Annotated in this window: 17 protein-coding genes and 1 tRNA gene; 11 read left to right on the top strand and 7 right to left on the bottom strand. The window is 39.6% G+C overall.

All coding sequences use genetic code 11. The features are described 5' to 3' along the window. The first annotated feature begins 70 nt into the window (after positions 1–70). Positions 71–1,147 carry a mannose-1-phosphate guanylyltransferase gene (locus ABJG98_RS18120; protein ID WP_348280966.1) on the top strand — a complete coding sequence of 359 codons (1,077 nt, stop codon included), beginning with the start codon at positions 71–73 and terminating at the stop codon, positions 1,145–1,147. Here the strand turns inward: ABJG98_RS18120 and rlmB are convergent. Together rlmB and ABJG98_RS18130 are read right to left on the bottom strand one after the other, a co-directional pair. Next, entirely contained in the window at positions 1,144–1,884 is a 741-nt protein-coding gene (gene rlmB / locus ABJG98_RS18125) for a 23S rRNA (guanosine(2251)-2'-O)-methyltransferase RlmB (protein WP_348280967.1), read from the bottom strand. The two genes, ABJG98_RS18120 and rlmB, sit on opposite strands and share 4 nt — an antisense overlap. 3 nt (positions 1,885–1,887) lie before the next feature. Further along, positions 1,888–3,021, bottom strand: a complete 1,134-nt coding sequence (locus tag ABJG98_RS18130; protein WP_348280968.1) for a GWxTD domain-containing protein — start codon at positions 3,019–3,021, stop codon at positions 1,888–1,890. 74 nt (positions 3,022–3,095) lie between these two features. On the opposite strand from ABJG98_RS18130, the gene ABJG98_RS18135 reads away from it, so the two are divergent. The 4 genes from ABJG98_RS18135 (at position 3,096) to ABJG98_RS18150 (ending at position 4,942) form a co-directional block, all read left to right on the top strand. Then, the gene (locus tag ABJG98_RS18135; RefSeq protein ID WP_348280969.1) at positions 3,096–3,866 is read left to right on the top strand and encodes a class I SAM-dependent methyltransferase; all 771 of its coding nucleotides are present in this window, start codon (positions 3,096–3,098) and stop codon (positions 3,864–3,866) included. Between the two features lie 50 nt (positions 3,867–3,916). Next, on the top strand, positions 3,917–4,357 hold the full coding sequence (locus ABJG98_RS18140; protein WP_348280970.1) for a DNA starvation/stationary phase protection protein: 441 nt from the start codon (positions 3,917–3,919) through the stop codon (positions 4,355–4,357). A gap of 20 nt (positions 4,358–4,377) precedes the next feature. Then, positions 4,378–4,845: a C40 family peptidase gene (locus ABJG98_RS18145; protein ID WP_348280971.1), complete on the top strand. Its 468-nt coding sequence runs from the start codon at positions 4,378–4,380 to the stop codon at positions 4,843–4,845. Positions 4,846–4,868: 23 nt separating this feature from the next. Beyond that, positions 4,869–4,942 (top strand) — tRNA-Ala (locus tag ABJG98_RS18150). Between the two features lie 5 nt (positions 4,943–4,947). On the opposite strand, the gene ABJG98_RS18155 is transcribed toward ABJG98_RS18150, so the two are convergent. Then, positions 4,948–5,331 (bottom strand): thioesterase family protein, encoded by a 384-nt coding sequence (locus ABJG98_RS18155; RefSeq protein WP_348280972.1) that lies wholly within the window; start codon positions 5,329–5,331, stop codon positions 4,948–4,950. 41 nt (positions 5,332–5,372) lie between these two features. Here ABJG98_RS18155 and ABJG98_RS18160 point away from each other — a divergent pair, with 41 nt between their 5' ends. Then, positions 5,373–5,933: a hypothetical protein gene (locus tag ABJG98_RS18160; protein WP_348280973.1), complete on the top strand. Its 561-nt coding sequence runs from the start codon at positions 5,373–5,375 to the stop codon at positions 5,931–5,933. Between the two features lie 6 nt (positions 5,934–5,939). Here ABJG98_RS18160 and ABJG98_RS18165 read toward each other — a convergent pair whose 3' ends face one another. Next, complete coding sequence (locus ABJG98_RS18165) at positions 5,940–7,949, bottom strand: hypothetical protein (protein ID WP_348280974.1); 2,010 nt, start codon at positions 7,947–7,949, stop codon at positions 5,940–5,942. A gap of 445 nt (positions 7,950–8,394) precedes the next feature. Next, positions 8,395–8,553: a hypothetical protein gene (locus ABJG98_RS18170; protein WP_348280975.1), complete on the bottom strand. Its 159-nt coding sequence runs from the start codon at positions 8,551–8,553 to the stop codon at positions 8,395–8,397. Between ABJG98_RS18170 and ABJG98_RS18175 the strand changes: the two genes are divergently transcribed. The 5 genes from ABJG98_RS18175 to ABJG98_RS18195 all read left to right on the top strand — a co-directional run bounded on the left by ABJG98_RS18175 (position 8,552) and on the right by ABJG98_RS18195 (position 13,728). Continuing rightward, positions 8,552–9,028, top strand: coding sequence for a DUF6702 family protein (locus tag ABJG98_RS18175; RefSeq protein WP_348280976.1), 477 nt, complete (start codon positions 8,552–8,554; stop codon positions 9,026–9,028). The two genes, ABJG98_RS18170 and ABJG98_RS18175, sit on opposite strands and share 2 nt — an antisense overlap. Before the next feature lie 16 nt (positions 9,029–9,044). Next, positions 9,045–10,652 carry a YHYH protein gene (locus ABJG98_RS18180; RefSeq protein WP_348280977.1) on the top strand — a complete coding sequence of 536 codons (1,608 nt, stop codon included), beginning with the start codon at positions 9,045–9,047 and terminating at the stop codon, positions 10,650–10,652. Between the two features lie 81 nt (positions 10,653–10,733). Beyond that, positions 10,734–11,312 carry a Crp/Fnr family transcriptional regulator gene (locus ABJG98_RS18185; protein WP_348280978.1) on the top strand — a complete coding sequence of 193 codons (579 nt, stop codon included), beginning with the start codon at positions 10,734–10,736 and terminating at the stop codon, positions 11,310–11,312. Between the two features lie 64 nt (positions 11,313–11,376). Continuing rightward, a complete protein-coding gene (locus ABJG98_RS18190; RefSeq protein ID WP_348280979.1) occupies positions 11,377–11,937 on the top strand; it encodes a DinB family protein in 561 nt (186 codons plus the stop codon). A 111-nt stretch (positions 11,938–12,048) separates the two neighbouring features. Then, positions 12,049–13,728 carry a formate--tetrahydrofolate ligase gene (locus tag ABJG98_RS18195; RefSeq protein WP_348280980.1) on the top strand — a complete coding sequence of 560 codons (1,680 nt, stop codon included), beginning with the start codon at positions 12,049–12,051 and terminating at the stop codon, positions 13,726–13,728. A 161-nt stretch (positions 13,729–13,889) separates the two neighbouring features. On the opposite strand, the gene ABJG98_RS18200 is transcribed toward ABJG98_RS18195, so the two are convergent. Together ABJG98_RS18200 and ABJG98_RS18205 are read right to left on the bottom strand one after the other, a co-directional pair. Continuing rightward, complete coding sequence (locus ABJG98_RS18200) at positions 13,890–20,129, bottom strand: choice-of-anchor D domain-containing protein (RefSeq protein WP_348280981.1); 6,240 nt, start codon at positions 20,127–20,129, stop codon at positions 13,890–13,892. Positions 20,130–20,437: 308 nt separating this feature from the next. Then, on the bottom strand, positions 20,438–21,976 hold the full coding sequence (locus tag ABJG98_RS18205) for an aldehyde dehydrogenase family protein (RefSeq protein WP_348280982.1): 1,539 nt from the start codon (positions 21,974–21,976) through the stop codon (positions 20,438–20,440). Between the last annotated feature and the right edge of the window lies 1 nt (position 21,977).

Consider the following 21,977-nt stretch of genomic DNA (forward strand, 5'->3'; position numbering starts at 1 on the left):
CTACTAACGCTTAAGGAATGGGCTATATTTGCGCCGGTTATTTCTTACGCGAATTTCTCACGAAAATTTTATGAGTACAAATATATATGTTGTGATTATGGCAGGAGGAAGCGGTACCCGTTTTTGGCCTTATAGTCGCGATGCTAAACCAAAACAATTTTTAGATGTCTTGGGTACAGGGCGGTCTTTATTGCAAATGACTTTTGATCGATTTGCGGAAATAACCACCCCAGATAAAATTTGGGTAGTTTCAAATGAGAAATATGAGCTATTAATCCATGATCAATTGCCTGAGCTGGAAAAACATCAAGTTTTGCTGGAAACTGAAAAGCGCAATACCGCACCTTGTATTGCATATGCCTCCTACAAAATCATGAAGCGAGACCCTAATGCAGTTTTGGTTGTGAGTCCTTCTGATCATGCTATTTTCAAGGAAAAAGAATTTCAAAAAGTAATTAATACCTCAGTCGAGAGCGCCTCTTCGGAAGAAAAACTGATTACTATTGGAATTAGACCTAATAGACCAGAAACAGGCTATGGCTACATTCAATACTTGAGTGATCCTGGAGTCCCTGTAAAAAAAGTGAAAACCTTTACCGAAAAACCTGAGACTGATCTTGCAATTAAGTTTATTGAGAGCGGGGATTTTTTATGGAATTCCGGAATCTTCATATGGTCTATCGATTCAATTATCAAGGCTTTTGAAAAGCATGAGGAAGAAATAGCAAGCATATTCGCAGCAGGGTTAAGTGAATTTTACACTGATTCTGAGCAGGCCTTTATAAAGAAAGCATACAGTCAATGTAAGAACATTTCCATAGACTATGCCGTCATGGAAAAAGCTGATAATGTTTATGTAGTACCTGGAGATTTTGGTTGGTCAGATTTAGGGTCATGGAATGCCTTGCATGAAATTAAGGATAAGGATGATTCTGATAATGTAGTTGAAGGGAATGTGATGACCTATGATTCTAAAGACAACTATATCAAAGGCAAAAAAGGGAAGATCACAGTTGTTCAAGGCTGCGAAGGTTTTCTAATAGCGGACTTTGATGATGTTTTGTTAGTCTGTAAAAAAGAAGATTCTTCTCTTTTCCGTGATTTTATCACAGATGTAAAATCTGAGAAGGGAGAAAAATACGTCTAGCTCTTTCGTTGCCTTTGTACTTCATAAAGTGCCATTCCGGACGCAACTCCGACGTTTAGCGACTCTATTGAGCCTGACATTGGGATTTTAACAATTTCATTGGAAAGCTCCATTAGTTCGCTTGATATTCCTCGTTCTTCTGAGCCCATGATAATTGCTGTGGGTAAAGTAAAATCCACTTGATCAAGTGTCTTGTCGGTTTTCTCAGAGCAAGAAATGATATTGACACCTGATTCCTGTAAAAACCTAGCTGAGTCCAATAAATTCTTCTCCCGACAAACTGGAAGGTAATTGAATGCTCCGGCTGAGGTTTTAACCGCATCTTCATTGACTTGAGCTCCGCCTCTTGACGGAATGACCAAACTATGAACACCTAAGCACTCTGCCGTACGAGCGATCGCTCCAAAGTTCCTAATATCTGTTACTTCATCAAGAATCAATATCAATGGATTTTTACCCTCCTCATATAGCTGCGGAATCAGATGTTCCAAAGAGTGATATTGAATAGGTGAAATCAGCGCTACTACACCTTGATGATTTTTCTTGGTGAATTTATTGATTCGCTCTGATGGCACTTTTGAAATGGGAGTGGATGTCTGATGTAATTCCGACATCAGCTCTTTATAGAGCTCACCTTTCAAGCTTTTTTGTACAAACACTCGCTCCAGATGCTGCCCAGACTTAGCTGCTTCTATAACTGTTCGTATCCCGTAAATAATATCCGATTTCTTATTCATTTATCACCGACGAATAGTCGCTATTTGCTTGTACCACAGTTCTTCAAAGTCTTTATTTCGCCGTAGTGCATATGTTTTGGGTGCAAAAAAAGTGGAGATTACTGTGAACTCAAAGGCCAAACCACTGTCATAGTACCATTCCTCGGAGTTTCCCGTTCGATAGACCTCATCTGGCAAACTAAATACTATATACATCATTCCTCTATCTGTTTTCCATCCTGGCTTAAAGTCCGTAAAAAGAACATTCGCCTGCTCCACCATATTATAATACCTGCGAATTGCATTACGTGCTCGTGATTTTGTTGAGTAAGTGTTCATCCAAAATGAATCAAATGACTCTTTCGGATTTTTAGACTTCAACATTGACTTTCTTTCCTGCTCGCTAGTTAGGTAGAGCATAGATTCTATGAGCTCACCAAGTTGCCGATACTCCGGGAAGTAAGGAGGCACACGCAGCATAGTCACTCCCAAAGAAGCTAAAGAGTCTTTCAACACGGTATAAAACTTATTCTCCAAAAAGCTTGCGTCATCACTAAAAAGAAAAGATGTATCCATCTCCACTTGAGGTGCTAAAGGCTTCATATCTGCCATAGGTGGATCCGCAGGAGGAAAAGCTTCTGGATATTGGGTTGCCAGAAAAGTGTTATTTCCTATCCATTTAAACCCTGATCGGTTGATGTATTTTTCCATAATTGGCAACCCGTTTTCATTTGCTGGATAGACCCCTGGAAAGGAAAGAGTTCCAATTTTTATGGGAATGTCGTAATAATAAAAATTTTCTGGCTTTGAAAATTTCAGCACAAGTAGGCTCTCTTCCATCAGAGGCAATGTGAGTTTTAACACTACCTGATTGGTGGTATTAAATAAACTGTCGGGTACTTGGGTAATATTTCTATGTGTTTCTGATTCATAGCCATCCTGAACAAGAAATTCATAATTCCAACCTGATAATGAGTCGGATGTAATTCTTAGAAAAACTATTATTCCTTCATCTGTTCTTACAACACGATGCGACACTTGAACCTCAAAGTTCAGATCGTATTGCCAAGCCACATTTACTCTAGAGAAGTTGATGGCATTTGAAGAAAATGCACCCAAAATCATAAATATGCCCAATAAAAGATCACGTGTTCTCATAGATATCCAAATTAGCTATATAATTGATTTTCTTTGTGCTCTTTAAACAAAAATCGTACGACACATAAAATGCCATGAGCGTATATACAACTGAAATTGCCTCTGATAAAATCCCTTCTGACAATGTGATTCATCAGCGACTCCTTTCTGCCTATCATCTGGCTAAGCCATTCATCAAAGGTGACTTGCTAGAGTTAGGGTGTGGGGAAGGACGTGGAGTGGAGTTATTGGCACCTTTGGCTGATTCATACATCGGTATTGATAAAATAGAAACTGTCATAGACAGCTTAGAAAAAAAATATCCTGACTATCAATTTATGAGCGGTGTATTCCCACCTTTCCCATTTGAGGATAATTCGTTTGATTCGATTGTCACTTTTCAGGTAATTGAACATGTAAAAGATGATGAGGGATTTGTAAAAGAAATTCATCGAGTATTAAAGCCTGGAGGAATGGCTCTGATAACTACTCCAAATATTAAAATGACCTTATCCCGAAATCCCTGGCATGAACGCGAATATACAGGAGATGAGCTAGCTGCCCTTTGCAAAAAGTACTTTAATAAGGTAGAGATGAAAGGGATAGCAGGCAATGAAAATGTGCTTCAATACCATGAAAGAAATAGAGCTTCTGTACAAAAAATAATGAGGTTTGATATCTTTAATTTGCAACATAGGTTACCGGCTAGCATACTCCGGATTCCTTACGACATGCTGAATCGCATGAATAGAAATCGGCTGAAAGAAACGGATGATAAACTGGTTAAGTCTATCACGCATGAAGATTTTAGCATCCAAAATCAAACCGAACAAAACCTCGATTTATTCTGTTTATTAACTAAATGATTGATTATTTCGGATGAAATAATTTACCACTTAATTAAAAACAAAATTTTATGTCGAGTAAATTAATAACAGAACTAAACCAATTGCTTTCAGACTTTCATGTGTATTACCAAAATGCAAGAGGTGCACATTGGAACATTAAGGGTCCTCGATTTTTTGAATTGCATGTCAAGTTTGAAGAACTTTATACAGAAGCACTTACCAACATTGACGATATAGCTGAGCGAATCTTAACCATAGGTGGCAGGCCCCATCATGCACTTGAAACCTACTTGGAGCACTCGAACATAAAGTCGGTGAAAGATGAATCTAAGGATGAAGCATTAGTACGAATGATTGTGAATAATTTAACCACTTTAATTAGTCAGGAGAATAAAGTGAAAGAGATGGCCGTTGATGCAGGTGATAATGAAACTGAAGATATGATGATAGGTCTGGTTAATGGACAAGAGAAAACCTTATGGATGTTCAATTCGTGGTTAGGTAAGTGAAAAAACACCACATTATATATATGAGATACCTGCTAGCAGCTTTTATGGTGGTAGGTATTTTTATTTCTGCACCTGCACAACGTAAGAAAAAGAAACGAAAGCAAAATATAGAATCAGTTATTAATACTGGAAGATCCTACATCGGTACACCTTATAGATGGGGTGGAAATTCAAAAGCTGGAATAGACTGTTCAGGATTAATTCATAATGCTTATAAAACAATTGGAGTGAATTTACCCAGAACAGCAAAAGAACAATCTAAGACTGGTAAAAAACGGGGTTGGGAAGGCATTAGAGCGGGCGATTTGGTTTACTTTAAATTCAAGAAAAAAGGCTCCAAGTGGTATCATAGCGGCATGATCACTTACGTAAGTGGTGATAAAATACTTTTCATTCATGCATCTTCATCCCGAGGTGTTGTTGAATCCAATCTACTCGCAGACTACTATAAGAACAATGTTCGAAATTTTCGGCGAGTGATTAAGTAGCTTTTACTATTTTCGCTTTTTCTGGGGCTATAGCTCAGTTGGCTAGAGCGCTACACTGGCAGTGTAGAGGTCGCCGGTTCGAGACCGGCTAGCTCCACTTTTTTACTTGAATAGTGCCTGAATTTCTTCGGGAACACGCTTCAGCTTTTGGGTCTCTCTTTCAATCAGGCACCAATTAGATTTTACTTCTACCAAAAGCTCATTCGCATTACAAATTTTTACTATTCTATCTGAAAAAGGTCCACGATATCCTTCTACGTATGTCTTCACAGTTATTTCATCCCCAAGAAAGGCTTGCTTCTTATATTCGACATGATGCGAGCGCACCATCCAGAAATATTGCAAGTCAATCTCCTCAGTAACCTCTGCCAACCAGTGAGCTCTTGAAATATCGAGAGCCCATTGCATATATATCAGGTTGTTTACATGATTGTTAAAATCCAGGTGATCTTTGTTGACGATTATATTTTGGTCAAATAATTGCATTACGCAAACAAAAAAGAATTTTTCACTAACGCTAATCCAAAATGAAAAGAATATTAACAATTGTCATGCTTATCGCAAGCATTGGTTCATTCGCTCAAAATGTTAATCTTTCAGACAATCAATTAAGTTTGAACATTTTACCTCTAACTGCTTCATATGAGCGGAAAATAGATCAAAATAAGTCTTTTACTTTCAGTGGTGGAATAGCCCCTACAGCTTACGCCGAGACAGGGGCGAATGGATCAAATTCCTACTTCTTTGCTACACCATTCCTGACCTCCTCAGTAAGGAACTATTATTCTCGTAAGAACATCAAAAAATCAAATCTTAGAAATAATTCCGGCAACTATGTTGGGCTCTATTATCAACACCAATTCAAACCCTTTGGAAGTACAACCAACCTTTTGGAGCAAGCCGCCAGAGATCAAGTGACCAATGTTTTTGCAGTAGGGCCAGTTTGGGGTTTTGAGCGAAACTATGCCAGCGGAATACATCTCGGATTAAGTATCGGAGTAGGATATTCCGACGGTGAGTTTCAAAAATCCGGTGATGTGACTTTTATTGGAGAATTTGAATTCGGATTCTTGTTGTTTTCAAACTAATCCGACTTAGGCATATTTCAACATGAAGTCCCGGAGGCTATCTTCGGGTCCCATAGCCAACTTTTTCTTGAGTCGGTTGATTTTGCTTTTCACCGAGCCTAAAGTAAGGTGTGTAACATTCGCAATCTCCTTATTTGACATTCCAATTTTAAGATAGGCACTGAGCTTCAAATCTTCATTAGTAAGAACTGGGTTTTCATCCTTGAGTCTGTCAAAAAATTGGGGATGTACGTTTTCAAATTTATGTAGAAAGCTGTCCCAGCTATTATCGAGCGAATAACTATTCTTAATCGTTTTTTGCATCTCCTTTAAGGAAGGCCTCAACTCGTCGCTCATTCTACTTTCTAAAAACGAGATCTTCTGACTCAAATCATTTAGTACGCTATTTTTTTCATGTGATGCCATCGCCATTGTGGCAAGCTCCCTTTCTTTTGAGGCGATAGACTCTTGAGATAGTTGTTGCTCACGATCACGTAGTGCTTTCAGCTCAGCATTTCTTATGGTTAATTGTTCATTGGCGCTTCGCTTTATTTTATACGCTCTGAAAATAAAAACTGAGGCTAAAAGGATCAATAGACTGACCACTATGGCTGAATATCGAAGCAGTTTCTCACGGGCAAGCTTATTACTAGCCTCTAAGTCTTTTTTAGTTTGATTCGCATTTCTTTCAGATTCTTCTCTATTTAATTGGTTTTGATACTCAATCCTAGCCAGCTTTATCATCTGATCATCATCGAATACTTTTCCTTTCTCCTTATTGTATTTTTCTAAATAATCAACCGCTAAAGCATAGTGTCCCAAAGCTTTATGGCATTCATATAAAATCTCATATGATGTTGCCATATTACCAGGAGATGCAGAATAATTAGCAGTCTCTAAACCATTTTCTACTGCATTAATTGCGAGTTGATATCTTTCTTTAATTAGATGAATTTTTGCAATTCCGCTGAAGGCGTTCATAGTCATTCCATGATGAGCACCCTTGCTTATCTCCAAAGACTTTTCATAATTCTGTAGCGACAACTCAATGTTTCCTTTTTCCATCCAATAACTCCCTTTTAACAAATATGCCTTAGTTAATCCGTGCACATAGTGACTTGGTTCATAGTAGCTTATGCCCATGTTCAGATGGTACAGCGCCGTATCAAGTTTTTCCAAACTCATAAATGCTTCACCTAATGCAACATGCGTTCCTCCCAATCCTGTTTTGGAATCTTTCTCTTTATAATATACCAAGACGTCTTCCAGGAGTATTAGCGATGATTCATAATCCTTTACCCGGAGATAAAAACTTGCCAGGCGTCTTTTAAGTGCGTTAATCATTCGATCGTTTCTCTGCTGCTCGAAAATCTTTATTCCTTCTTGAAAATGAAGCAATGCTTTAACTAGATCATTATTGTCTGAATATAAAATAGCCATGTTTAAATGGTTAAATCCTATTCCCATAGTGTCGTAAGCTAAGCGGGAATATTCAAGACTTTTCTCATGAAAATAGAGTGCAGAGTCTATCTTCTTAAGCTGAGTAAAAATTATAGCTATGTTATTATAATTATACGAACCTCCTTGGGGATCATTATATCTATCATAGATTTCTTGACTTTTGATATGTGCATCAATAGCATCCCTTGTCTGTCCGGTTCTTTGCAAAGCAATCCCCATATCATTGATGGCTTTGGCCAACATGATTGCATCTTTTTTTCCAAAATCTTTTGAGCTGAGGGTCAATAGTTCTCTGTAAGCTTTTATTGCTTCAATATTGAGCCCCTCACCCAAATAATAGTCCCCAAGAAAAATATTGTACTTAAGAAAAATTTCGTCTGAGTTATCCTTATACGGTTCCACTTCCATAAGAAGAATCCAAGCCAGGGAATCCTGATTTTTACTCAACAATGAATCGACTTTGTTGAGCGAGTTCAAGATATTTTCTGATCCTCCATTTTGTGAAAAAGTCCCAATAGAAGCTAGAATTAAAGTACTTATCAAAAGAATACGTATTCCTAACATTAGATTTATCATGTACTAATTATCTACTCGGTTTGGTAAAAATACCCTTAAGAAAATAACGATTACAACGCATAATATGCATCCAACTTGATCTTTTTTCAATTTGTGTTATACAGACTATTCAAGGGTACATATTGTGTCGCTTTTATTGAAGCAAAGTTATTACATCAAAAAAAATGGTTAATGCTAACCTTTTGCTACCCCAAAACATTTTCTACCCCAACACAAGTATCTCACCTTTGAGGCATCTAATTTGATAATTAGAGTATCTCGTGGTAGTGATACTTAGGCGGGCATCCATCAGGATGCACAGAGCGGTTCTTAAGTGAACCGCTTTTTTATGCTTCTTGAGATTAGAAAAATATTATTTGAAAGTAGAAAGTAGATACTATTTAGGTAGTACTAAGGCGGAGCACCTTCGGGTGTGAATAGAGCGGCTCGTGGTGGGTCGCTTTTTTCATTCTACCGTATCATCTCTTAGACTTCTGATTACAACTACTTTTTCAAACTGATTGGCTATCATTCTTTTCATTATATCCTTGCGCATTTTTTGACTCTTGGACGCAAGTAATCTCAACTTCACGGCATCTAATCTCCAAATGACTTTTTCCATCATGAAAAGACTATTAAGTGTAACTCTGATACTCCTGTTTGGCACTTTATATGGCCATGATATTAGAATGGCAATATTCGAAATATATGAAGGTGACTGTGGATTGGTAATGAACGTGTCGGCAGATCGGTATTATTTCTCTCAAACGCTTAAAAATGAATTTCCATCAAGGTTTAAAGATGAACATTTCGAGCAAATAACGTGGGAATACCTGCAGGACAAAGTGGCTATTGAGATTGATGGTAACTGCACTGCATTTGAGATAAATGAAATTGAATACTCAGAGGAAAATATTTTTATCAGAGGTAAACTCAATCTAATTCTTGATGATGTTAAAGAAGTGAAAATGACCAACACGTGCATGATCGACTTCATTGATGGGCATGATAACATCATGAAACTCAAACTCAATGATCGTACCCGGTCATTTAGACTTAATAGCAAGCGTACTTCTACGACTGCTTCATACAAGGAATAAACGATAAACTACTATTATGATTAAGAACCTATTATTACTCCTTATTGGCTCTACTGCATTGGCTCTGCTCGCTGGCTGTGGAGGTGATTCTAATGAGGGCATCACAGATTTTTCAGCAACTGTTGCAGTTTCAGTTTCACAATCATCGGTGCTTGAATCTGCAGGAACAGCAAGTTTCACTATCACTCTAAGTGAAACAAATACTTCAGGGAGCGCCATCAGCATCCCTTTCTCATTAGGTGGCACAGCTAATGATAGCGATTACGAAGTAAGCGGAACTACCGCCATTGTTGCAAGCAATGAATCGTCCGCTAATGTTCAAATTATAATTACTGATGATACCGATGTGGAGCAAGATGAGACGATCATTTTCTCCTTAGGTACTCTTCCGTCTACTTTGTCTGTTGGAAGCACGTCAGAAGCTACGATAACCATTACAGATAATGATACTAATGGAGGAGGTGGAAGTGCTTCTGACATCACTTTGACTTATGGAACACCTACTGGAAGTACTATCGGCATAAATAATTGGACTGACACTGGAGTAGATGATTACATCGTGCTTATTAATACTGAAGATTCTTTTGATGACTTCACAGCCAATAGTAATGACCTGGCAAGCACAACTTATATTGGATACGGGGAACAAGTTGTCTATAATGGGAACTCCTCCAGCTCACTAAATATTTCGTTGCTACAATCCAGCTCAGAATACTTCTTTAAAGTAGTGCCAGTTTCTGGAGGCAGTTTTGATAATAGCCAAATCACAAGTAGCATTATGACTGATGTCTGTATTGCAACAAGTACCACTGAAAATCAGGTGTGCTTCGAAATATCATCAGATTTAAGAACCATAACTTCAAACCAGTATCCGAACCATGCCACTGGCAACTTCCCCAATTATGAAGGAGACAATGGAGAAGAGTTCCTACCCTCAGAAGTTACCAGAACTTTTGATCTCACACCGGAATATACCAATCAAGCCATTTATGTTTATGACGAAACCGGGCCACCAACTCCAATGAATAAAAATTTCTGGCAATTTGGAATGGCTACAAATGGAATTGAGTTCCATCCAATGGGACTAAAGCCATGGGAAAATCCAGATACCGGGGAGGAAAACTGGGAATGGCAGGCGAAAGTGACAGAGGAAGGAGAAACCGACTTGGATGCTTTTGGTGCTCATGTAACCTCTCAAGGTAATTATCATTACCATGGTGACATTGTAGGATTAGCTACTGAAGAAGATGACTCCAGACACTCTTTGATTTATGGGTTTGCGGCAGATGGGTTCCCCATTTACTACAAGTTTGGATACAGCGATCCAGATGATCCTGCCAGCACTATTGTAGAATTAGTATCCAGTTATCAATTGAAAAGTGGTCCGCGATCAGGCACCGGAACTGCTGGTGAAGACTATCCTGATGGCAACCATGATGGATCATACATTCAAGATTTTGAGTACGTGCAGGGTCTAGGTGATCTAGACGAATGTAATGGACGGACCGGAGTAACTCCGGAATATCCTGATGGGACATACTACTATGTTATTACATCCGAATTTCCTGTTATTCCAAATTGTTTCTATGGTACACCGGATGAAGATTGGATAATAGGGCAATAGAAATTAAGAACAATTTCTGTCAGGAGATCGGAGCGACTCATAAAGAGTCGCTTTTTTTATTCCCGTACCTTAAATTCACCTATGAATAAAAAGAGCCTCTTTGATGCAACCTTTGGTAGATACATTGCTATTTCCGAGGACGCTTATTCTTTTCTGGATGATCATTTTCAATTAAAAAAATATACAACTAAAGAAATGATTGTTGAAGGAGGTGGTTTGGCTCGCTACTTCTATTTGGTGATTTCTGGAGTTCAATGCATCTATAGATTGAACGAGAAAGGAGAGAAAGTTGTGTTAGGATTTTCCTACTCTGGAAATATCTCAGGAGTATATGATTCATTTCTATCAGAAAAGCCTTCGGAGCTTTTTCTTGAAGCTCTTTCACCTACGGAGATGATTGGTATCACTAAACAAGGTTATTTAGAACTATTTGAACAGTTTCCAGAATTTTACAAATGGAGAACTTACTTTATTGAATCGATATTGTTTGGTAGAATGTCCCGGGAGGTGGAAGTTATGTCGTCAACTGCTAAAGAAAGATTTGATGCATTTACACAAAGATGTCCTCCGGAATTACTTCAAATACCGCAAAAGTATCTGGCAAGCTATTTAAATATGACACCCGAGACTTTCAGCAGGTTAAGAGCACTTCGCGATTAATTGATCTATATCAATTTTATTTTTGATCTGTTGGATGAGCTTTGTTTCATCAAAAATTCAAATTATGGAAGTAAATTTCGAACAACTCTTACAGCAATCTAATAGGATAAAAAACTATATCAAGTCAGATGTTGGGGAATTACCCCATGCCACACTCAATTGGAAATCAAATGAAAAAAAATGGTCGCCTCTCGAAGTGGTTAGCCATTTAAACAGGGTCTATGAAAAATACCTTGACAACTTTGAAAGAGCAATCTCATCGGCCCCATTACTCTCTGACAATCAGATTTTGGAAAGTCAATCAACCTTAATGGGCAGAATATCTATCTATATGATGAAACCCAAAGGAAAAAAACGCAGATTCAAAATGAAGACGTTTGATTTCTTCAATCCAGTGACAGAGCCTGAAAAAAAGCATGAGACGCTAGACCTATTTCTTAAAAACAAAGAAACCTTCAATGATCTGATCAAACAGGCGAGAGCTAAAAATTTAAAGAACATCAAAATGCCAACTGCCCTTGGTGAAAAGGTCAAGTTTTACGTTCCGGAATGCTTTCGCTTCATCCTAGTACACGAAGACCGTCATATAGTACAAATTGCAGGCATATTGGAAGAATTAAAGTAATGTTCTAGTGGTATATTTCAGTACGATAAAGAGATAATTGGCAGTGATGTGATTGATATTCATCATATGCTGGAATTTTCTGTTGATCTATTTTGATGAAAAAATGACACAATGAGCAATATAAACCCAGACCTTAAAATTGCGCAAGCTGCAACCCTTCAACCTATTGATGAAATTGCTAAAAAGCTTGGGCTTACTAATGGTAAAATAGAGCAATACGGACGTTTCAAGGCAAAAATCCCACTTTCCTATATCGATGAAGATAGGATCAAAAAAAGTAAGATGATCCTCGTCACAGCCATTACACCAACCCCCGCCGGTGAAGGTAAAACGACTGTTTCAGTTGGTTTGGCTGATGGCCTCAATCGTATTGGTAAACAAGCAGTAGCTGTACTAAGAGAGCCTTCTCTAGGTCCTGTTTTTGGAATTAAAGGAGGAGCTACTGGTGGTGGATATTCTCAACTCATCCCAATGGAGGATATAAACCTTCATTTTAATGGTGATTTTGCTGCCGTAGAAAAAGCCAATAATCTTTTATCCGCTCTTATAAATAACAACATCTACGGAAGGTCTAGAAATCTCGGCATAGACCCACGAACAGTAAAGTGGAGGTGGGCAATGGATATGAATGATCGCTCATTGAGGCACATCATTACAGGAATTGGAGGTAAACAAGGAGGGTTTTTACAAGAGTCCGGTTTCAACATTGCAGCAGCCTCTGAAATCATGGCTATCCTTTGTCTTGCCAAGGACCTGGCAGATCTGAAGGAACGAATGGGCAACATTTATGTGGGGGATACATTTGCTGGTGAAGCCATTTTCGCAAAAGATCTGAACGCTCATGGTGCTATGGCTGCTCTCTTAAAAGATGCCATTAAACCTAACCTGGTCCAAACACTGGAAGGCAATCCAGCAATTATTCATGGTGGTCCTTTTGCAAATATTGCGCAAGGAACCAATTCACTTGTAGCCACCAAAATAGGTCTCTCACTCTCAGAATATGTAGTTACGGAAGCCGGTTTTGGGGCAGATCTAGGTGCGGAAAAATTCTTTAACATAAAGTGTAGGGCTGGCAAAATCAGCCCAAAGGCAGTTGTCTTAGTAGCTACTGTGAGGGCTCTGAAATACCACGGAGGAGTAAAAAAGGATCAACTTGAAATTCCAAATACAAAGGCCGTCTTAGACGGTCTTGGCAATCTTGAGAAACACATAGAGAACATCACGTCCTTTGGTGTGCCTGTAGTTGTCGCGATTAATAAATTTCTAGCAGATACGGAAGAGGAAATACAGTCTATCATCGATCGTTGCAATGATCTCAAGGTGGAGATTGCCTACTCAGATGGATGGAAAAATGGGGGTAAAGGCATGGAAGAACTTGCACAAAAAGTGGTAAGCGCAGCAGAATCATGCAGCTCTGATTTTATACCAACTTACCAGTTGAAGGATTCTCTCAAACTAAAAATTGAGTCGATAGCAGAGCGGATATATGGTGCAAAAGAGGTTGTATACAGTGCAAGTGCCAATGCATTATTGAAACGGGCCGATGCACTTGGATTTTCTGAGTTCCCTGTTTGCATGGCAAAAACACAAAACTCATTTTCAGATGATGCTTCATCCTATGGCAGACCAACAAACTTCACATTAAATGTAAGAGAAGTTGAAATTGCGGCTGGTGCCGGATTTATAATTCCTATTACTGGTAAAATGCTCAGAATGCCCGGCTTACCAACAGTACCCGCTGCAGAGAAAATCGATATTGATAAGGACGGAAATATTACCGGGCTATTTTAATCCTGATCCGATGTTTTTCTGTTGCGGCGAGAAGCTACGAAAGTAAACTGCAAAAAAGCACAGCTTGTAGGTAATGACAAATAAAAAAGGCGGCCCACTTTGGGTCGCCTTTATTTGCAATCCGCCTTAAGCTAATTGCTTCCTTAGTTTGTCTTTAAAACTTATTTCTTTACAAGTCTGCCAGTGTAGATTTCTGCATCATCCTTATCCTTCAACTTAATGAGGTACACGCCTTGTTCTAATTCTGACAAATTGGCTTTCTCTGAAATCTCTTGTGTCAGCACAAGTTTACCATCCAAGTGATAGATTTCGATCTTGGCAGCAGCTTCATTTGCGACTGTTAAGAAATCATCTACTGGATTCGGATAAACCTCGATAGACTCGAGATCACCTGCACCAAGTACTGCTTCTACAACCAACGTTTGTGTTATCGCTGTTGCAGCATTGTACGCCGCATCCCCCACTTGCGAGGCAGTAATTGTTGTCTGTCCATCACTTAAAATATTAAGTAAACTTCCAGATACAGTAGCAACTGATGTGTTAGAACTTTGATAAGATACGGTCAAACCAGATGAGGCTGTAGCCGTAAGAGAAATAGAACCAACATCCTCAGATACTGTGCTTAAAGCTCCGAAAGTGATGGTTTGATTAATCTTATTTACAAATACTTCAAATACATCAGAAATCTCTCCTCCAAATCCGTCATTTGCCGTAACCGTTACGTCTACCGTGCCAGGACCCATCTCAGTAACAGTAAGTATCCCGCTAGCAACCGCTGCATCGACCACCCCTGCTGCGCTAGTAGAGACACTATAACTCAATTCATCACCAGCGTCGGCATCACTAAATACTGCGCTCATATCAAAAGCATCTGATCCAAAAGAATTTTCATAGGATTGATCTGCAATTCCAGCACTTACAACTGGTATCGCATTGATTCGAAAATCAAACTCAAATAAGTCAGAACTTCCTTTGCCGTCTTCAGCAGTTATTGAAAGTGTAGTCGTGCCCGTTCCAACCTCCGTCACTGTCAGGGATTCCCCACTTTCTACAGCTGAGGCAACTGCTCCATTCGAGCTTTCGATTGTGTAATTCAGCGGATCATCCTGAGCGTCAATAAAGAGTCCAGAGATATCAATATTTGTGCTACTGAAACCTTCATTTATCAATTGATCTTCAATAGGTGTTTCTACAATAATTCCATTCACATTTAAAGAAAGTGGTATTTCGGCTGGTCCTGTAGGATCGTTACTTTCTACCTGGAGGTCAAGTTCGAACTTTCCATCAAATGTTCCAGTTGGGTTGAAGAATACTGTTACCACCTGACTTTGTCCTGGCGTGATTACACCTTCAGTTTGCGAGAAAGAAATAGCGTCATATTCATAAAATATTGGTGTACGACTGTAGCTAAATCCACCTCCTGGTGGTACTCCATCCTCATTCCCTTCTGTCCAAGAAGTGAACATTACATCATAATAAAGGTCATGATCGGGCAAATACATCGAGTAGATATTGTCCGGTGATGGACTACCACCCACTACATCTCTCCAGTCAGAGTAAAATGCCTCTCCAATATCAATAACAAGCGCGGCTCTAGCAATCTCAAAACAACACTCTCCGCCACCTTCTCCTACTTCGCCAGTTGCACCATATCCCCAAAGTGTTCCAACAGGGGAATTATTTGAGTTTGAATATTCCTCTTCCTGAGCGATATTAAAAATTCCTTTAGAATCACCTCGTGTAATCCAAACATCGTCAGTAATTCGATCTTGATTTTCAGCTAATGTAAAATCAGCCCAGTCTGCTTTTGAAAACTCTACAGTTCCTCCAGATACTCCCAGATTCCATTCCAGATCTGCGTCACCAGTATTAGAAATGGTAAAGGTTTGTGATGCGGATGCTCCAAAGAATAAGGTCTGATCTAAAGAAGTTTTGTCAACGTTCAACGCTGGAGGATTCGAACCTGATCCTGATAGGTTAATTGTAATCGACGGATTTGCAGGGTCATCGCTTAATATGGTCAGGATGCCACTATAATTAACCGCGTCGGTCGGTATAAAAGTTACTTCAATGATTACACTCTCATCGGAACCTACAGAAGAGACTTCACTTACTGTAAAGGCAGTTTCATCAGAAGTGATACTTGAAATGTTTAAGGATGCAAAGCCATTATTTTCTATTGCGAACTCTTTTGTTTCAGCATCTCCAATAAACACTGTCTCGAAATCAATTGCTTCCTCCTCCACAGAAATTTCAGGGAGACCTAGTACAGTTAGTGAAACATCAATATCGTACGTGTTAAGGCCATCTGAAATGACAATTGTAGCAGTGTATTCTCCCGCGTCAATTCCATCAGCATCCACTTTGAAGTTTACATCTTCCGTCGCCTCTGCATCGATAGCACCTCCTGTAGAAGAGAAATTCTTCATCCATGACACTGTTTCATAGCGCCTGTAAGCAAAGCCACCACCATTGGGATTTCCACAACATTCGCCGGCAGTCCAACTTAAAAACTCAACATCAAAATATCTATCTTCATCTGTGACCAACATGGATAAAGTATTTCCTGGTAAGTTATCTGGTGATCCATCTGCAGCGTCTCTCCATGAATCGTAATTGCTTTCTTCCGATTGATCATAAGTTGCATTATTGGACCAAAGTGTTCCAAGTGGGGACGCATCATTTTCTTCCGGTATCTCAATCTCAATTGCTATTCGGTCTCTACTTCCATTCGTATATGACGTCTCTTGCGCAATATTGAAAAGTCCTCGCTCATTGGCTCTAGTGATCCAAATATTATCGGTTATACGGTCCTGATTGACCTCCAGCGTCCAATCGGCATAATCTTCTTTTTCGAATAATACCTCACTGGATCCACTCAATATAATTTTGTCTATTTCCCAGTTTACGGAATTTGATCCGTTATTAGTGATAGTGAATGATTTTTCGATCAAACCTCCCGAAATAAGTTCGACATCAAAGGAGGAAACATCGATGCTCACATCAGGTATAGCAATACCTGTTCCGCTTACACTGAATGTTGAAGTAACGTCAGGGTCGTTACTGGTAATGGTTCCAGTAGCACTGTACGCCTGCTCAGCAGATGGTTCAAAACTCAAATCCAGCGTTACAGACGCTCCTGGCTCAACAGTGGCTGTTGTGGCGGATACAGAGAAAGCCGCATCATCGAATTGGATATTTGATATATCCAACGTAGCTGTTCCTGTATTTCGGACAATAAGTGACCCGGTCCCGGCAGTTCCTACAAACTGATCGTTAAAATTCAAAACACTTCCTTCGTCAATGGAAAGGCCTGGTATACCTGTCACTTCAAGCATGAAAGTAACAGTTGTCGCAGGATTGGCAGGATCATTCGATTGAATTTCGTATTCAAATTCATAGTTACCAGCATAGAGATTGCTCGCATCAAATGTTACTCCAACTTCGCTGGATCCCTCTGTTCCCAGATTGTCGTTATACGTATCTAGTGAAAGCCATGGGGAAGCCAATCTTCTTAGATAAGAAAAACCACCGCCCTGTTCATTGCTTTGCCAAAAATCTATCTCCAAATCATAGTATTCATCATAATCGACGAGGTAAAGAGACAAAACATTGCCTTCTAAGCAAGAACCACATTCGCTGGTTGCGTCTTGAAAATCCGGGGAGTAATCACTAAAAGATAAAGAACCTGTTGCTCCATCCCCATACATAATGGTTTCGCTATTGGAATTGTAGTCAGTAGTCTCAAAGTAGTTAAATATTGGCTCATAATCTCTTCGCGTAATCCAGACATCATCATAGATCCGATCCTGATTCTCAGCTAGCGTGAAATCAGCACCATTTGCCTTTTCGAAGTATACTTCCCCCACATCCCAATCTAAATCACCAAGTCCATTATTAGAGATTGTCAATGACTGAGTAGTTGAATTTCCAGCTCCTAAGGTTGCGCTGAAAGTTATTGCCGAGAAACTTATACTTGGTGCTTCCAATCCCTCAGCAGTTACATCAATCACGTAACTCGAACTAACCGGATCGTCGCTTGAGATAGTCAGATCAATGTCGTAAATCTGTACCGCTTGTGGCGAGAAGGTTGCCTCAAGTAAATGGGTCTCAAAGGGTGCTATCGTAAAACTTGTTTCACTCGGTACTAGTACGGCATTGTCAGAAACGATATTAGAAACTGTTAGAAAGCCATCTCCGGCATTCTCAATCGGGATCTCAATTGTTTGAGAACCACCAACAACTGCTGAAGTTGAAGCCGTGCTAGCTGTTGCTGTGATATCTGGTGTACCACTGACGCTTACATTGACAGTAATTATCTGGACTGCCTCTAATGGATCATTCGATGAGATTGTAGCTTTGCCAACAAAATCACCTTCATACATCACCAAACCATCAATGTCTAGGTCAAACATTGTACTTGCAGATGACGAAGTTATATTGGCATCACCTTCTATGATAGTTTCATCAACATTCAGCCATTGCTTTACTTCTTTTCTTGTATATGAGAAACCACCACCATTTGAATTTCTTGTCCAGGTATGGAATTCTAAATCAAAATATCGATCTTCATCCAATAAATGGAGAGACATAGTTGTTGATTGAATCTCGTTTCCAATATTACCATTAAGCGCGTCCGATAACGAGGTGTAATCTTCTGGTGAAGCATCCGCCGTAGCGCTTGGAGCCCATTTAATAGTAGCAGTACTTTCACTCCATGATGTTTCTTCAAAGTAGTTAAACAATGGTTGGCTACTACCACGCGTCAACCAAACAGTAGATGTAATTCGATCTTGATTTGCTTCCAGAGATGGGTCTGCATAATCTTCTTTTTCAAAAGAAGTGCCATTAGGCTCAATGGCGCCTGCATTAATATTTATCGTCCATTCTAACTCACCAGCACCTGAGTTGTTCACCGTTACCGTCTTAGATGGATTATCTGAGGTAGAAATAGTTTCTGAATAACTTAATGGAGAAACACTAATAGCCGGTGCAGCTATTCCATCTCCGCTGACACCTGTAACCAAACTTGCGTTCTCTGAATCATTGGATGAGAAGGTTAGGTTAGCTGAAAAATTGCCGACTGCATCAGGTGAAAATAGCACGTCTATCTCATCAGATTCTCCTGGCGCAATGGATAAACTTGATTTTGTAGGAACAAATTGAGAAGCATCACTGGCAATGTTTGAGACTTCCAATGTTCCGGTTCCCTCATTTATAACCGTGAGTGTTTTGCTAGTGGTCGCGTCAACAAAAGTATCGTCGAATACTGGTTCATATTCTTCAATAAGTATAGATGGAACACCTATAATTTCGAGTGTAACAATTACTGAAACCTCTTCGCTATTAGGATCATTCGAATACATTGTTATCGGCCACTCATACATGCCTTCATAATTCTCTGATGCTGAGAATGTAATGGTGATCTCCTGGTTTTCGCCTGGTTCAACGGTTCCACTATAGTTACTTAATGAAACGCCTGACATCCCTCCAGGTCTATTGCTGGTTTCACTAGACGTCCAATTCAATGTAGAAGCTCCATTGTTTGAAATGGTTAATGTTTGCTCAACTGATGCATCATCAGTTGTCATAGTTTGTGAAAATGAAGTTGCAGAAAGTTCAAAAGTTGCACTCTCTAAAACTTCCAGATCAATAGGTATAACAATTGTGGCTTCATCAGGGTCATCACTTGTAACCGTGAGGCTTCCGGTATACATGGCTGATGCTAAATCTTCTGCTGAAATTTCAATGGATAAAGTTGTCTGACCAGCTGCCGCTATTGCGCCACTATTAGTTGTTGTGAAATTCAGATATTGAAACATTTCAAACCTGGTATAGGCGAAGCCTCCACCTGCGTTGCCTCCAGTCCATGCGGAAAAATCTACTTCATAATAATTGTCATCACTTATGTTATGAAGTGTGGCAGTATTCCCTATCAAGGATTGTGGATCACTTCCGTGCATATTTTTGAACGTATCAAATGTGCTGGCATCATTGAAGATTCCTAATGCCCACTCAGTATCGCTAGGAGAATTGTTATCAGAAGTGGTTTCTGATTTTGCATTGAAGATACTTTTGGTGTCTCCGCGGGCAAGCCAGACATTGTCCGAAATACGGTCTTGATTTACAGGCAAGAGCCAGTTAGCAAAATCTGCTTTTGAAAAACTCACTCCTCCACCTCTGCCATATGTATCACTTAATTCAGCAGACCAGTTTAATGTGGCATCGCCAGTATTGGAGATTATTATATCTACAGTAATTGATGTTCCAGGTTCCAATTGCTCAGAAATAGAAACGTCAACTATTTCGATATCCTGCTGTGCCATTAATTGGCCAGGCATTATCAAAAGAGTAAATAGGCTAAGGGCCCAAAGGGTCATTTTCGGTTTGGCAGTTATCATGATATAGTTTTTAGGGGCTTTTGAAAAGATTTGACTGTAAGGAATTATACATTCCAGTACAGTATGGCGGTTTATTTTTTGTTTTAAGGTGGCAAGCGATTGCTTCCTTAAAAATAATCAATTTTTAACACACTAAAGGTGAGATATTGATCGTTTGCACCTTCGTTTATAACGGAAGGTTTGTGGTTTTAAAGTCGAAATTGTACAACTTTCTATTTGCCAAAAAAGGAACAAAAAAAGGTCTACACCAGCAGACCTTTTTTACTATTGATTTTCACTCCATAAGAAGTGGCATTCTGTTGTTTCTACTAAAGTTCAAACTTGATTCCCTGCGCTAGCGGAAGCTCAGTGGAATAGTTAATTGTGTTGGTTTGTCGTCTCATGTATGCCTTCCAAGCATCAGACCCAGACTCACGTCCACCGCCCGTTTCCTTCTCGCCCCCAAATGCTCCACCGATTTCGGCACCTGATGTTCCTATATTCACATTAGCAATACCACAATCAGATCCTGCTTGTGATAAGAACAACTCAGACTCTCGAATATTAGTCGTCATGATTGCAGAAGAGAGACCTTGAGGTACTGCGTTTTGAATTTCAATAGCCTCTTCGATTGTCGTGTATTTGATTAAATAAAGTATGGGGGCAAATGTTTCATTGCATACAATCTCATAATCAGCTTGTGCTTCATAGATTGCCGGTTTCACGTAACATCCAGATTCATATCCAGCTCCTGTCAGTACTTCACCTTCAATCACGGTTTTCCCACCTTCAGCTTTCACTTTTTCAATGGCTGCTTGGTACATTTTTACTGCATCAGTATCAATTAGCGGACCTACATGATTGTTTTCATCTAAAGGATCGCCAATTCGTAATTGACCGTACGCTTTTACTAGTCGTTGCTTTACTTCCTCATATTGACTTTCATGGATGATTAGTCTTCTTGTTGAAGTACATCTTTGGCCTGCAGTTCCAACTGCACCAAATACGGCTCCAGGAACTACAATATTTAAATCTGCGTGCGCTGAAATAATGATTGCATTGTTGCCACCTAGCTCAAGGATGTGCTTACCAAGTCGTGCGCCTACTACTTCTCCTACAGCTTTACCCATTCTGGTAGAACCTGTAGCGGATATTAATGGCACTCGAGTATCAGCAGCTAATCTTTTTCCGATCTCAGCATCACCAATTACCAGTCCACAAACCCCAGGGTGCACACCGTTTTTCTCGAATACTCGTTGTGCTATTTTCTGACAAGCTATTGCAGAGATAGGTGCTTTTTCTGAAGGTTTCCATACGCACACATCGCCACAAACCCATGCAAGAGCTGCATTCCAAGACCATACAGCCACTGGGAAATTAAAGGCAGAAATAATTCCAACAATACCAAGCGGGTGCCATTGCTCATACATCCTGTGAGAAGGCCTTTCTGAATGCATGGTAAGTCCGTATAGTTGACGTGAGAGACCAACTGCAAAATCGCATATATCGATCATCTCTTGTACCTCGCCAAGGCCTTCTTGTAGAGATTTGCCCATTTCGTATGAAACTAGTGATCCAAGTTCTTGCTTGAATTCACGGAGCTCATTGCCCAGTTGCCGGACTATTTCTCCCCTTTGCGGTGCTGGGAGTAATCTCCATTCCTTAAAGGCAGCCTGAGCTTCACTTATTACCTGATCATAGGCCTTGTTGTCAGCCAGCGTCACATTTGCGATCACATTTCCATTGACTGGTGAATAAGAGGTCAACTTATCTCCTTTGGAGTCTAACCATTTGTGGCCAATGGCGGCTCCTTTATTATCTGCGTCTACTTGAAGTCGCTTTAAAATCGTTTGAATATCCTGGGTCATT

The sequence above is a fragment of the Ekhidna sp. genome (assembly GCF_039960695.1).
Lineage (GTDB): Bacteria > Bacteroidota > Bacteroidia > Cytophagales > Cyclobacteriaceae > Ekhidna.